Genomic DNA, 13,360 nt, shown 5'->3' with positions numbered 1-13,360 from the left:
TCAGCCACGAATGGCCACCGCCGGGTCGAGCCGGGCGGCCCGCTGCGCCGGGAACAGCGCCGACAGCACGCCGACCGTGGTAGCGCCCAAGGCCACGTAGAGGTAGAGCATGGGCCCGGCTTCCAGCGTAAAGAACGGCACGCCTTCGGCGTTCACCGCAAAGCCGCGCCAGGCAATCAGGAAGCCCCAGCCCAACAGCGAGCCGAGCAGCGAGCCGAGCAAGCCCAGCATCGCGCCTTGCAGCAGGAACACGCCGAGGATCTGCCTGCGCGTGGTGCCGGTGGCTCGCAAAATGCCAATCTCCTTGGACTTCTGCACCACTGACACCACCAGCACGCTGGCAATGCCCAGCGCCGCGGTGAGGCCCACAAACAGCCGGATGATGAAGAAGCTCAGCGTTTGGCCTGACAGTGCTTTGAAGAATTCGGCATTCGTCTCGATCCAGCTCTCCACCTGAATGCCCGGTTGGGTCGCGATTTGCTGCGCGGTGATTTCTGCGTCAAACGGCGCCGCTACCTTGACCCACAGGCGGGTGACGCCACCGGGCAGGCCGAGCAAGCTTTGCGCGGTGCGCAGTGCTACGTAGACGGCGCTCTTGTTCTGGCCCTGGTTGCCGAAGTCGAAGATGCCGGCCACGAAGAGCACGACGGAGGCGCCCTTGGCCGCTTGCAAGGTCAGCTTGTCACCGATCACCAGCCCCAGGTCTTTGGCGAGGTCGCGGCCAATCAGAACGTCGGTGCTGCCCGGGTCGGCTCGGCCGGCAATTATTTTTTCCTGCAGCGCGATCAGCCGCAGATAGCTTTCCGGCTCGATTCCGCGCAGGCCCACGCCGATGCTGGCATCGCCTCGCACGATGAAGGCAGTGTCCTCGATCACCGGCGTCACTACGAGCACGCCGGGCATCGCCAGCGTGGTGTCGCGCACCTTCTGCCATTGATCCAGCGAGCGCGGACGCTGGGCCCCCGGCTGCACGCGCGTGGCGTACTCGGTGTCCGGCTCTTGCCGCAAGCTGCGGGGCGCTTCGTCAGGCGCCTTGATGACGATCTGCGCCTGAAAGTCCAAAAGCGTCTTGAAGATGCTGCCCTGCAAGCCCGCCAGCAGCGCCGACATGAATACGATGACCGAAACGCCCAAGGCCACCCCGGCGATGATGAAAAGGGTTTGCAAGAGCCCTTCGCGCAAGAAGCGCGTGGCCAGCACCCACTCGAAAGGCAGGAACGGGTTCATGTCCCCATCGGATCCAGGCCCGCCGCGTTCTCACGAACCGGCGGCGCAGACGGCTGCACCCGGGCTCGCACGCGCTGACCGGCTTTCACGCCTGTTTTGGAGACCGGCACCACGCCCTCCCCCGCTGCAATGCCGCTGAGCACCTCCACCCGGGTGTCGCCACGCAGACCCAGGCGTACGTACTGCGCAACGGCGCGCTTGTCGCGCACCACCAGCACCCAGGGTTTGTCGCTGGCAGCGTCTTGCAGGGTGTTGGTGGGCAGCACCACGGCGCCGGCGCGCCGGGCGGTTTCGATGTCAATCGACACCGTCATGTCCTGGCGCAAATACGCAGGCGGCTGGGGCACGGCGAGCTTGACTTCCACCGAGCCGCGCGCCGCATCGACGCCGGGGTTGATGTAGCTCACGATCGCATCGAAGCGCTGGTCGGCAAAGGCGTCGGCCGAGCCGAGTGCCTTTTGCCCCAGGGCGATTTTTGACAGGTTCTTTTCGTCAATCTGCACCAGCACCTGGGTCTGCCCGGCAGTGGCCAGCACCATCAAGGCCTTGCCCGGCTGGACGATGTCGCCCACCTCCACATCCCGCGTGATCAGCACGCCAGCGGCGGGCGCCAGCACCTGCCCCTGCGAGAGCTTTGCGCTGGCCAGCTGCTGCCCGGCCAGCGCTTGCTCAAGCGCGGCTTGGGCCAAAGCGGCGTCGCTGCCGCTGGGTGTGTTGCTTTGGGCCTGCACGAGCGCGCTGCTTACCTGGCTGATTGCCACATCGGCGGCGCGCTGCGAATCGTCCAGCGCGGCTTGGCTGATGAAGCCTTGCGCCACGAGGTCGCGGTTGCGCTCAAGTACCTTGCGCGTTTGCAGCGCGGTGGCCTGGGCCTGCACCAGCGCTTGGCTTGCCAGCGGTTGGCTCAGCTCGCGTACCTGCCGCACTCGGGCCTGGGCCTGGGCCACAGTGGCGCTGGCCTGGGCCAGACTGGCGCGGGCGTCGCTGTTGTCCAGCTCGATCAGCAGTTGGCCACGCTCCACGGTTTGCCCTTCGGCCACCGCCACACGCAGCACTCGACCCGTGCCTTGCAGCGCCACGGTGACACGCTGCGGCGACACCACCCGTCCGCTGGCCACCACGGTTTGCACGAGCTCCGATTGCATCGCGGTGTACACCGGAGTGGGAGTACCCAGCAGCACGTTGCGCATCAGGTACAGCACGGCAGCCAGCGCCAACGCAACGCCCAGCGCAATCAGCAGCCGACTGCGCAGGCTGCGCGGCGCGGCCTTCTCTTTGTCTTCCTTTGGCGCGGCGTCGGCTGCCGGCTCGCCCACCTTCGGCGGGGCGGCTGCAGGTAGCGAGACTTCAGACGATGCGGGCGTTGCCGCTGGGGGCTTCGCCGCCGGTGGGTTTACGGGCAAGGCTTCGACCTGACCGACGGCTGGCCTGGGCCCGGGTGCGGCCGCAGCGACGGTCACGCGCCGCTCGCAATGCGTCGCGGGCGCTTGGTTCGGGTGGTGCCCATGGTGCTTGCCTGGGTGCGTGGCTGGCACTCAGTTGTACGCAGGCCGGCAGCATGGGTCTGTGCGCTTTCGAACCTACGCCCGGGGCCTTCGGCTTGGTGGAAGCTCTGCAGACTGCCGGGCCCGGATGCGCCGCGTCGTCGCTCCCGCGAGCGAAGAATCCGCAAGAGCTGTCCTCGTCGACCGTGCAAGAAGCCCCACCTCAGCGCCGGCTACAGGCCGGTGCGGTGGGGCTTGAATTGGGAGCGTGGGGGCGCGTGCGCGGAGCTGCCGCCCGGCACGTCGAGATGCGATCGGTGCGCTGAGCCCGGGAGCCTATCGCGTCGGACCGCGCCCGCGCCCGCGCCCGGGGCAGTCTGCAAAGGGTGCGCTGCGGTTTCCGCAGCGTCTGCTCAGCAGCCGGCCGAGTCGGGGGGTGAGTAGGTGAATCTTCCAGCCTCGCCGACCACTTCGCCGGGTTTGGCCAGGCTCGACAAGTACAGCGCCAAATCCCAGAAGTACGCGGAATGATTGATCAGAAGATCGGGCCGGCCGTCGCCGTCGAGGTCGCCCACCCACTGCAGCACTTCGGAGAGTTCCGTCGGCTGGCTCGGGTCCCCCAGGTGCACGTTGTAGGTGCCCAGCGACTGCACAACTCCGTCGAACTCGATCTGAAGCTGCACTTCCGGCACGCCGGGCTCGCCCCCGGGTTGCTGGCGCAGGGTGAGGAACTGGTCCTCACCGATACGGATGAGCCGCTCGGCCGCCGGCAGCAGATTGTGCGAGTAGGGTTTCCCACCGGGCTCATGCGTTCGCGGCTGGCTGTACCACCACGTGGTCAGCGGACCCGGCTGCAGCGAGAGGCCCGCCAGTGAATCCGTCGGCTTGAAGGCGGCGAGAATCACCACGTCGTCGGTCGTGCGCTGACGGTACTTTTCTTCGGTGGTGCTGGGCGCGCGCCGCAGATGGTCTTCCGCCGAAGGATCCGGCTTCAGCGACAAACGTTGGCCCGGCACCTCCGGACCGTCATATGTGGCATGCGCGGCCGGGATCACGACCAGGTCGACCGCATCCAGTCGACAACCGTCGCCGCGACAGGCCATCACCCACCACCCGGCGCCGGCGACGTACTGACCCTCGGCGATGTGATGCAAGGCGCCATCGGCGCGAACACCGCCGCCGCCGTAGTTGTCATCGCTGAGGTCGCCCCCCAACAGCAGCAGATCGCGAAGCACCAGACCCTGCTGCGAAGCCGCATCAGCATCGCTTTGCGACGAAAAAGTCGCCGCGAGCCCCGGCGCAACGGCGGAAGCACCACACAGTCCGACCAGACTCACGATCAGGCAGCGGAGCAAGGACATCGATGGATTCCTTTGAGGGGACGTGCGGTCGCCGGTTCCAGCAACTTCTCGGCGCGGCGTCAACATCGCGCTTGATTGAGTCGAAGCCAAGGCGGAAATGTGGCAATGCGCAGGCGCTGACGCGCGATTGGCTGGACCAGGCCGGGTTGACGGCTCGAATCAGGCCTTCGCTCCGCCCAGCCGGCCCATGTAGGCACGGTAGTGAACAAGCTCCTGCACCGACTCGCGGATGTCGGCGAGTGCCGTATGCGCGGCGGATTTCTTCAGGCTGGCGGCGACTTCCGGGGCCCAGCGCTTGGCCAGCTCCTTCAGCGTCGACACGTCCAGGTTGCGGTAGTGGAAGTAGCGCTCCAGCGTCGGCATCTCGCGGACCAGAAAGCGGCGGTCCTGGCAGATGCTGTTGCCGCAGATCGGCGACTTGCCGGCCGGCACCCAGGCGCGCAGGAACTCGATGGTCTGCGCCTCGGCCTCGGCCATCGACACGCTCGACTCCAGCACGCGTGTCCACAGGCCGGAACGGCTGTGGGTATCGCGGTTCCAGTCGTCCATCGCCTGCAGTCGCGCCAGCGGATGATGAATCGCGATCTCGGGGCCTTCGGCCAACAGATTGAGTTCGCTGTCGGTCACCAGGGTGGCGATCTCGATGATGCTGTCGGTGTCGGGATCGAGCCCGGTCATTTCCAGGTCGATCCAGATCAGACGGGTCTCAGCGGGCAGTTCAGCGGGGCTGTTCAAGGGCTGGGGTTCTCGGAAGTAAGGGCGAGCTTGCGGCCGCGACGGGCGCGGAAAAAGTCGCGGAGCATGCTGCCGCAGTCGTCGGCGAGCACACCGGCGGAAACTTCGATGCGGTGGTTGTGGTGCTCGGACTGCAGCAGCTCGAACACGCTGTGCACCGCGCCGGTTTTGGGATCGTCGGCGGCGTACACCACCCGCGCCACCCGCGCATGCACCAGCGCCATCGCGCACATCGCGCAGGGCTCCAGGGTCACATACAGGGTGCTGCCGGGCAGACGATAGTTCGCGGCCGTTTGGCCGGCTGCGCGCAGGGCGATGATCTCGGCGTGCGCGGTCGGATCGTGATCGCTGATGGTTCGATTCATGCCGCGGCCGATGCACTGGCCCTGCGCATCCACCAGCACCGCGCCGACCGGTACTTCGCCGAGCACGTCACGCGCGGACTCGGCCAGCGCAAGCGCCTCGCGCATCCAGCGCAGGTCGTCCTCGCGGACTGCGTCAACCGGAGCATCGGACGCGGCGTTGGTCAGTTCGGGCACGGTCTACAGCTGGCAGGCGCGGAAGACGCGCATTGTCCCCTGTCGGCCGGCTCAGGCAAAGCGTGGCGCCGGGCGCCGTCGACCGCTGCTGTCGACACCATCTTGCCAAGCGCGCGCGGGGCTGCTGTGCTGCCTTCACTCCATCGACGTCTACCGACCATGCCTGACATCGAAACCGCACGACTCCAGCTGCAGCAGCTCGTCCCGGAAGACGCCGAGTTCATTCTGCGCCTGACCAATAGCGCGGGCTGGCTGCGCTTCATCGGTGACCGCGGCGTCCACACCCTCCAGGACGCGCTGGGCTATATCGAAGCCGGCCCACAGGCGATGTTCGCGGCCCATGGCCACGGACTGTGGCGGGTCAATCGGCGCGGCGACCCGACCGCAATCGGCCTGTGCGGGCTGATCCGTCGCGACAGTCTGCCCGCGCCGGACCTTGGTTTCGCCCTTCTGCCCGAACACTGCGGCCAGGGCTATGCGGTGGAAGCGGCCCAGGCCTGTGTTGTGCATGCACGCGAGGTTCTGCGCTGGCCGCAGCTGCTGGCGATCCTGCAGGCCGACAATGCGGGCTCGATGCGCCTGCTGAAGAAGCTGGGCTTCGAGATCGTCGCCACAGCGACGGATGACACCACCGAAGCGATACCGCTGCTGCGCATGCAGTTGGACCTTCAGCCAGAGCGCGCGACGCTCGCCTGAGCACGCGCGGGAGTACACCCGCCGCCGCCATGCTGCGAATACGCCGCGGCTCTAGTCGCGTAGCCAGTCGATCATGCGCTGGCGCGCCGCGGGGCTGCGCAGCAGGTCCAGATGCCCGGTGCCGTACAGGACCTGGGTGCGGTGTTCGGGAATGTCCAGCGCTGGCCCGCCCGATTCCCCTGTGCCCAAGGCGCTGTGCAGGGGCACCAGACCATCGCCGAGCAGACGTTCCGACATCGGGCTGCGGCGCTTGGCCAATACGCCGGCAACGGCGTAGCAACCCAGGTCGGCCGGCAGCGCGACCGGGCTGGCATCGGCGCTGAGATGGCCGTGGCGCAGATCGGTGATGCCGGCACTGCGCATCTGGCCGAGCCGTGCGAAATGCCGCGCGTACGGCAACGAACCGAGCAATTGATCAATGCCGTAGCCGGCGCGCTCCAGCGGCGCGCCCAGGTTGGGCGTGCCCAGCAACAGCAGATCGCGCAGCTGACTCCGCCAGCTCATGTCCAACTGGCGCGCATGCAGCTCGGCGCTGCGGGCGATCAGGCCGCCCATGCTGTGGCCGAGCAGGCTGATCCGCTGCAGCGGCAGCGGCCAGCGCGCCTGCAGATGCTGCAGGGCATGGGCCAGTGCGATGCCGTTCTGCGCGATCGACAGGCCGCTGTTGTAGCGCAGGTAAATCGGCGTGCAGCCGAGTGCCGCCGCCAGCGCTTCGCCGTGGCCGCGGTCAGCGCTGCTGGCCCACTGCAGATCGTTCATGCACAGGCCGTGGATCAGCACCAGCACATGCGGCCTGAGACTATCGGCCGGGCCCAGCACGGCCTCATCGAAAGGCATGCCGCCGATGCGCAGCTGCATCGCCAGCGCCAGCGGATTGCGCTCGGCCTGCAGGCGATCGCCGAGTACACCATTGAGTGCAGACAGCAAGGCCAGCCGCACCGGATGCGGCTCGGCCTGCGGCGCACGCAGCAGGCGCTGCTCCAGCAGGCCCAGCGCGCCCTGCAGGCCGTGGCCAACCCCTGCGTTGAAGCCGCGCAAGGCGGCATAGATCCGCCCGGTCAAGCCGCCGGCGCGATCCGGCTCAGCCCCTGAGGATAGAGCCAAGGTGCTGCGCACGGATTGATGCACGCCTTCGGTAATCGTCAGCACGCCGGCCGTGGCGCCCTGCACCAGGCCGACGATGCCACGCAGGTCCGAGCCCGCCAGCACCGCGGGTGCGGGCTCCGGATTCGACGCGACGGGATTCGATGCGACGGGGTTCGATGCGACGGGGTTCGACGTGGTGGAGTTCGATGTGGCGCGTCTGCGGGCCATGGCAATTCCTGACGTGAGTCGCGCTTGACGATATCTGGAGCGCACAGGCAAGGATCCGGTGCGGCCGCAGTCTGGGCGCGCCGGTTTGAGCGAATGCTCGGCACGCTGCGGCGTCAGCCTGAGCCGGCTTGAGCTTGACGGCAAGCCAGACCAAACTGCGCGCCTCCCCGGCTTTATGTGAGTCTGATGAACGATCAAGCCAGCAGCAGTCCCGCCGCGAACCCCTTGCGCGCCTACTTCGATCGCAATCCCGGCCGGCTGATGTACAAATGGGCGCACTACTTCGACATCTATCACCGCCACTTCGAGCGCTTTCGCGGCCAGCCCTGCACGATCGTCGAGGTAGGCGTGTTCCACGGCGGCTCGCTGCAGATGTGGCGCGACTACCTCGGCCCGCAGGCGCGCATCATCGGTGTCGACATCGATCCACGCTTGCGCGACCTCGGCGAGCCTGGCATCGAGATCATCATCGGCGACCAGGGCGACCGCGCCTTTCTGCGCCAGCTCGCCAAGCAGCTCGGCCCGATCGACATCCTGCTCGATGACGGCGGCCACCAGATGCACCAGCAGATCGCCACGGTCGAGGAGCTCTACGGCAACGTCCAGCCGGACGGCGTGATCCTGGTCGAAGACACCCACACCAGCTATTGGCCCGACTACGGCGGCGGCCTGCGCTCGCCGCACAGCTTCATCGAATTCAGCAAGCGGCTTGTCGACGAGCTGAATGCCTGGCACAGCCGCGACCCGCAGCAATTCTCGCCGGGTGTGTTCACCCGCAGCGCGCGTTCGATGCACTTCTACGACAGCATCGTGGTGATCGAGAAAGGCGCGCATCCGCAGCCGACCGAACTGATGAGCGGCACGCCGAGCTTCTCGCTGGACCTGCCGGTCAACGACGCACTCCCGCAAGTCTGACCGCGCTGGCCCGCCGGAGCTCAGGCCGGATCGGGCGCAGCCGCCTCGAACGCGTATTCGCGCTCGACCCGGACGATGCGCACTCGATAGTGGGCGTACCACTCGCTACGCCCCGTTCGTTGGACTTCGCGATGTTCGGCGACCGCCTTCCAGGCCGCGATCGCCTCAAGTGAAGTCCAGTATGAGACGGTGATGCCGAAGCCATCGCCGCCGCGCGCGCTCTCGACCCCGAGATAGCCGGGTTGCTCGGCGGCAAGCTCGAGCATGCGCTGGGCCGCTTCGGCATAGCCACGTTCGACTGTGCTGCGCTGGCTGCTGAAGATCACCGCGAAATACGGTTCAAAGTTGGACATCACAGGCTCCACAAGCACGGACGCGCGCATGTTCGTGCGGCGAGCACGCCGCCGCAACCCCGTTTGTCGGCCGCCTGCGTATACGCCCACGCACCCCACCACCGGAGAACCCCATGCGCCTTCGCTTCGCGCTATCGACCTGCGCACTGCTGCTGGGCTGGGCCTGCGCCAGCCTGGCCCAGGACAGCCTGCCCTCGCGTCGCCCGCCGATCCCGCAGCCGCCGATGCCGCCACCGGTGGTGTGGATACCGCCGGCGCAGAATCTGCAGCCGATCCGGCTCGACAGCGTCAACGTCCGCATCGACAGCCAGGGGCCACTGGCGCGTACGCGCATTGAGCTCAGCTTACACAACCCGAACCCACGCGTGCTTGAGGGCGAGCTGGTGTTTCCGCTCGGCGCCGGGTTGACCGTCTCGGGCTATGCACTCGAGGTGGAAGGCCAGATGCGCGAAGGCGTGGTGGTGCCCAAGCAGACCGCGCGGATCGCGTTCGAAGACATCAGCCGCCAACAGATCGATCCGGGCCTGGCCGAGATCACCCAGGGCAACGTGTTCCGCACCCGGCTGTATCCGATTCCCGCGCAGGGCAACAAGCGGGTGGCGATCAGCTTCGAGCAGCTGATGCCGCTGCAGGCCGACCACTTCCGCTATCTGCTGCCGCTGAGCTTCACCCAGACCGTCAAGCGCTTCGAGGTGCAGGTGGAGGCACGCGATACCGGCGGTGTGGCGGCGATCGCCTCGCCCGATCCCGTCTTGAGTTTCGACCGCGCCGGCCCGGCATGGACCGCCGGCTTCGTACGCGAGAACGTGCAGCCGCAGAAGGAACTGGCGTTCGCAATTCCGGCCGGCGACGGTGCCCGCGCCCAAGTAGAAGCCGCCGACCCACTGGAGCCCGCCTGGCGCAGCGTGCTGGCCCAGCTCGACAGCGGCCTTGCGCAGAGCCAAGCCGCCGCGGCCGCGCCGAAGCGTATCGCGCTGTTCTTCGATGCCTCGGCCAGCGCCAGCGGGCGCGATCTGGAGCGCGAGCGCGCGCTGCTGCGCAGCTATCTGGGCGAGCTCGACGGCGCCGAAGTGCTGCTGATTCCGTTCCGCGACGTGGCCGATCGCATGCAGCGTTTCCGCATCGGCAAGGGCGAGGTCGATGCCCTGCTCAACGCGCTTGCAGCCTTGCCGCTGGACGGCGGCAGCAGCTATGGCGCGATCGATCTCGCCACCCTGCCCGCGGTGGATCGGGTGCTGATCCTCGGCGACGGTCTGCAGACCTTCGGCAGCCATCAACCGCAGCTGAGCGGCGCCGGGCACAGCCGACCGCCGGTGTACGCCCTGCACGCGGCACAGCGCGCTGATCGTGCGGCACTGGAACGGATTACACGTGCCGGCGGTGGCCAGCTGATCGACCTGCTCGAACTCGACAGCGCGGCAGCCCTCGCAGCCTTGCGTGCTCCGTCATGGCGCCTGCAGTCAGTCGACGTGTCCGCCGGACGCTGCGACAACCTGCTGCCGCTGGCCGGTGAATCGGTGCCGGCGCGCCTGCTGCTGAGCGGGCGCTGTGAGGGCGCAGCGCAGATCGAACTGGTGTTCGGCAATGGCGATGAGCGGGTAACGCGAACGGTGGAGGTCGGCAGCCAGCCGCTGGCCGAAGGCGCGTTGGCCGACAGCGTGCGGCGGCTGCAGGCGCAGGCGCAGATCCAGCAGCTGTTGGCGGCCGCGTCGCCGGACGAAGCCGCGATCAGCGCTCTGGCAACCCGCTTCGGCGTGGTCACGCCCTACACCTCGCTGCTGGTGCTCGATCGCATCGAGGACTACGTGCGCTATCGCATCGCTCCGAAAGAGCCCGAGCTGCGCGCCGCCTATGAGCGCTTGCTGGCCACCCAACCAAAGATCGCAGGGCCTGAGGACAGCGGACGCGCGGCGCGCCTGCAAAACCTGCAGCAGCTGTGGAGCGAATTCAGCGCCTGGCACAAGCAGCGCCATCCGTGGCTGGAAACCCTGCTGCAGCCGGCGGCCAGCAACGAGGTCGCGGCCTGGGCGCAGGTGCCGGCCAGCGCGCTTGATGCCAAGACCCTGCGCGCGCGGATCGAAGCCAGCCAGCGCCTGCAGCGCGAGGTCGATGCACTGGTCAAGCGCTGGCCGAGCGAAGGTGCCGACGCGATGCGCCGCCCGCAGTGGGAGCGCGAAGCGATCGCCCGCATGCTCGAACTCGACGCGCTGAAGCGCGCCCGTGAGGCGCTGGGTGGGGCGGCAGCAGCGACGGGAGCACCTGTCGCGGTCGGCGCGGCGGAGGGCGAGTCGCTGGAGCGAGTCGAAGTCACCGGCAGTCGGGTCCTACGGGACGAAGCACCGCGCGTGGCCGAGGCCATGGCCGCGCCAATGGCGCCCGCTCCCGCTCCCGCACCCGCGGCCTCTCCCGTTGCCGGTGGTGCGGCCCCGCGCCAACGCGCTGCGGAACCCATCGCGCCGCCCTCGCCCACTCTCGCCGCCAGCATCAGCCTGAAAGGTTGGAACCCGGACACGCCGTACCTGAAGGCGATCCGCGCGGCAGCCGATCCGTATGCCGAGTACCTGAAACAGCGCGAATCCAATCGCGAGGCGCCGGCGTTCTATCTCGATGTCGCCGACCACTTCCGCGAAGTCGCAAAGCAGACCGCGCTGGCCCAGCGCATCCTGTCCAACCTGGCGGAGCTGGCCCCTGAGAACACCGCCCTGGTCCGCGTGCTCGGCCATCGACTGGCGCAGTGGGAGCAGGTCGAGCTGGCGGTGATCCAGTTCGAGGCGGCGCTGAAGCAGCGCGGCGAAGAGCCGCAGAGCTACCGCGACCTCGCCCTGGTGCTGGCGCGGCTGCCGCAGCCCGACTATGCACGCGCGATTGATCTGCTGTGGCAGGTGGCGATCCGCGACTGGCATGGCCGCTTCCCCGAGATCGAACTGATCGCCGTGCATGAACTGAACGATCTGGTCGCCCGCGCCGGTCGCGCCGCGGTCGAGCCCAGGCTGAAGTCGCTGGGCATTCCCGACAGCCTGATCGACAGCTTCCCGGTCGGCCTGCGCGTGGTGATGAGCTGGGACGCCGACAACACCGATATCGATCTGTGGGTGATCGATCCGCTCGGCGTAGCGGTTTACTACGGCGCCAATCGCTCAGGCAGCGGCGGCCGGGTCACACGCGACTTCACCCAGGGCTACGGGCCCGAGGTGTTCACCATCACCCGACCGATCCCCGGCACCTATCGCGTGCAAGCGCACTACTTCGGCGACCGTCGGCAGTCGCTCAGCGGGCCGGTCACCGTGCAGCTCGAATTCCAGACCGGGCACGGCACCGCCGCCAGCGCGCGCCAGGCGGTGACGCGTCGACTCGAAGACGGCAATCAGCGCATCGATGTGGGCGAGTTCACGGTGGGTGCCGGCCGATAAGGCTGCGGATCAGCGGCACGACCGCATGCGGCCGGCGAGAGCCAGCGGTGAATCGATGCCGCTCCGCACGCGTCGGGAACTGCAGTGGACGGCAGCCCCTTGCGTGCGCCAGCGGACACACGATGCACATGCAAGCGGAGTAGTGTGGCCGGGCGTTCCCAGCCGGGAGCGCGGCGGCCACGCCGAAGTGGCCGGCCCACGCGGAGCGTCTGCGCTCCGTGTGGGGAACCCGAAGGAATCGTCCTGCATGGAAACCAGCGCGGAGTATTCCCGCTGCCGTCGCTACCGCTATGCCCTGTGGAGCAAGTGGTCAGCCGGCCCCAGCGTGCTGTTTGTGCTGCTGAATCCGTCCAATGGCGACGAGAACAGCGATGACCCCGCCCTGCGTCGATGCGTCGGCTTTGCGCGCAGTTGGGGCTTTGGCTCGCTGGCCGTGGCGAATCTGTTCGCCCTGCGCACGCAGTCGCCCGATGTGCTGGCCCAGGCTGCGGCGCCGATCGGCCGCAGCAACGATGCCTGGCTCGAAAAACTCCAGGAATCCGCCCAGTTGACGATCGCGGCCTGGGGCAACCACGGCCACCTGCTCGGCCGCGCAGCGGAAGTCCGGCCGAGGCTGGCCAATCTGCATATTCTTGGCATGACCCAGCTGGGCGAACCCCAGCATCCGCTCTACATCGCGCAGACGGAGAACTATCAGCCCTGGGAGCAGCTCGCGCTGGCCTGATCGCGACCCAGTGAACACGATTCAACGGCCTCGCCCGCACATCGCGGACGCGCGGTAGCCCGGCGCTCCCGCGGGAATCAGTCGCCCCCGCCACCTCCATCCCCGCCACCTCCATCCGAGCTGGACTCCGACTCAGGCCCATTGGATTTGTTGGGTCGGCCGGAGTCGCCCGCGGTCGATCCGGAATGGACATCAGTCGATCCGCGGTTTTCCAGCCTTCTTTGCGGCGCTGGCTTGCGACCGCGTGCGGCTGCACGCAGCACCAGAATCACCAGCACCACCACACCCGCTACCACCAGAAGCTTCCACATGCTGCACCGCCTTGGCGTTTGGACTGCGCCAGCAGACGCGAACCCGTGACCACCGTGACCACGCTGGAGCATGCCCGCTGCCCGCGTGCAAGGCGAACACCTGTCGTATCTGCCAGCTCCCGTCACGCGGACCAGCGCGTAGGCTGCTGCTTTGGCCAAGCGCCGGCGGTCGAGCAGTAAGCGTCCGCCCACCTCACCTACCTTCCTGACCTGATTCTCCCGACCGTCTCCGGTTTCCCCAACGGAGGAGCGGTCGATGGCGTGTTCGGAGGTGCGGCGGTGGCGGGCGCA

11 protein-coding genes are annotated in these 13,360 nt (G+C 67.9%); 4 read left to right on the top strand and 7 right to left on the bottom strand.

Annotated features, from left to right (window positions below; genetic code table 11):
• The 5 genes from ACIQ7H_RS17345 to tadA form a co-directional block, all read right to left on the bottom strand.
• Nucleotides 1-1,227, bottom strand: a complete 1,227-nt coding sequence (locus tag ACIQ7H_RS17345) for an ABC transporter permease (protein WP_395793816.1) — start codon at nucleotides 1,225-1,227, stop codon at nucleotides 1-3.
• Nucleotides 1,224-2,687, bottom strand: coding sequence for an efflux RND transporter periplasmic adaptor subunit (locus ACIQ7H_RS17340; RefSeq protein ID WP_395793814.1), 1,464 nt, complete (start codon nucleotides 2,685-2,687; stop codon nucleotides 1,224-1,226). The genes ACIQ7H_RS17345 and ACIQ7H_RS17340 overlap by 4 nt, the downstream gene beginning before the upstream one ends.
• 437 nt (nucleotides 2,688-3,124) lie before the next feature.
• Complete coding sequence (locus ACIQ7H_RS17335; protein WP_395793812.1) at nucleotides 3,125-4,072, bottom strand: hypothetical protein; 948 nt, start codon at nucleotides 4,070-4,072, stop codon at nucleotides 3,125-3,127.
• Nucleotides 4,073-4,231: 159 nt separating this feature from the next.
• Nucleotides 4,232-4,807, bottom strand: coding sequence for an oligoribonuclease (gene orn / locus ACIQ7H_RS17330; protein ID WP_395793810.1), 576 nt, complete (start codon nucleotides 4,805-4,807; stop codon nucleotides 4,232-4,234).
• Entirely contained in the window at nucleotides 4,804-5,337 is a 534-nt protein-coding gene (gene tadA, locus ACIQ7H_RS17325; RefSeq protein WP_395793840.1) for a tRNA adenosine(34) deaminase TadA, read from the bottom strand. The genes orn and tadA overlap by 4 nt, the downstream gene beginning before the upstream one ends.
• A 168-nt stretch (nucleotides 5,338-5,505) precedes the next feature.
• Here tadA and ACIQ7H_RS17320 point away from each other — a divergent pair, with 168 nt between their 5' ends.
• Nucleotides 5,506-6,042 (top strand): GNAT family N-acetyltransferase, encoded by a 537-nt coding sequence (locus ACIQ7H_RS17320; protein WP_395793808.1) that lies wholly within the window; start codon nucleotides 5,506-5,508, stop codon nucleotides 6,040-6,042.
• Nucleotides 6,043-6,093: 51 nt separating this feature from the next.
• Here the strand turns inward: ACIQ7H_RS17320 and ACIQ7H_RS17315 are convergent, their stop codons facing one another.
• Nucleotides 6,094-7,356: an esterase/lipase family protein gene (locus tag ACIQ7H_RS17315; RefSeq protein WP_395793806.1), complete on the bottom strand. Its 1,263-nt coding sequence runs from the start codon at nucleotides 7,354-7,356 to the stop codon at nucleotides 6,094-6,096.
• 186 nt (nucleotides 7,357-7,542) lie between these two features.
• Between ACIQ7H_RS17315 and ACIQ7H_RS17310 the strand changes: the two genes are divergently transcribed.
• On the top strand, nucleotides 7,543-8,271 hold the full coding sequence (locus tag ACIQ7H_RS17310; RefSeq protein WP_395793804.1) for a class I SAM-dependent methyltransferase: 729 nt from the start codon (nucleotides 7,543-7,545) through the stop codon (nucleotides 8,269-8,271).
• A 20-nt stretch (nucleotides 8,272-8,291) separates the two neighbouring features.
• Here the strand turns inward: ACIQ7H_RS17310 and ACIQ7H_RS17305 are convergent, their stop codons facing one another.
• The gene (locus tag ACIQ7H_RS17305) at nucleotides 8,292-8,624 is read right to left on the bottom strand and encodes an antibiotic biosynthesis monooxygenase family protein (protein ID WP_395793802.1); all 333 of its coding nucleotides are present in this window, start codon (nucleotides 8,622-8,624) and stop codon (nucleotides 8,292-8,294) included.
• Between the two features lie 113 nt (nucleotides 8,625-8,737).
• On the opposite strand from ACIQ7H_RS17305, the gene ACIQ7H_RS17300 reads away from it, so the two are divergent.
• On the top strand, nucleotides 8,738-12,034 hold the full coding sequence (locus tag ACIQ7H_RS17300; protein WP_395793800.1) for a VIT domain-containing protein: 3,297 nt from the start codon (nucleotides 8,738-8,740) through the stop codon (nucleotides 12,032-12,034).
• Between the two features lie 247 nt (nucleotides 12,035-12,281).
• Nucleotides 12,282-12,758, top strand: coding sequence for a DUF1643 domain-containing protein (locus ACIQ7H_RS17295; RefSeq protein ID WP_395793798.1), 477 nt, complete (start codon nucleotides 12,282-12,284; stop codon nucleotides 12,756-12,758).
• The last annotated feature ends 602 nt before the right edge of the window (nucleotides 12,759-13,360 follow it).

Origin of the sequence: Aquimonas sp. (assembly GCF_044377145.1) — a bacterium.
Lineage (GTDB): Bacteria > Pseudomonadota > Gammaproteobacteria > Xanthomonadales > Xanthomonadaceae > Aquimonas.
This window is presented reverse-complemented; position numbering and strand designations above follow the sequence as displayed.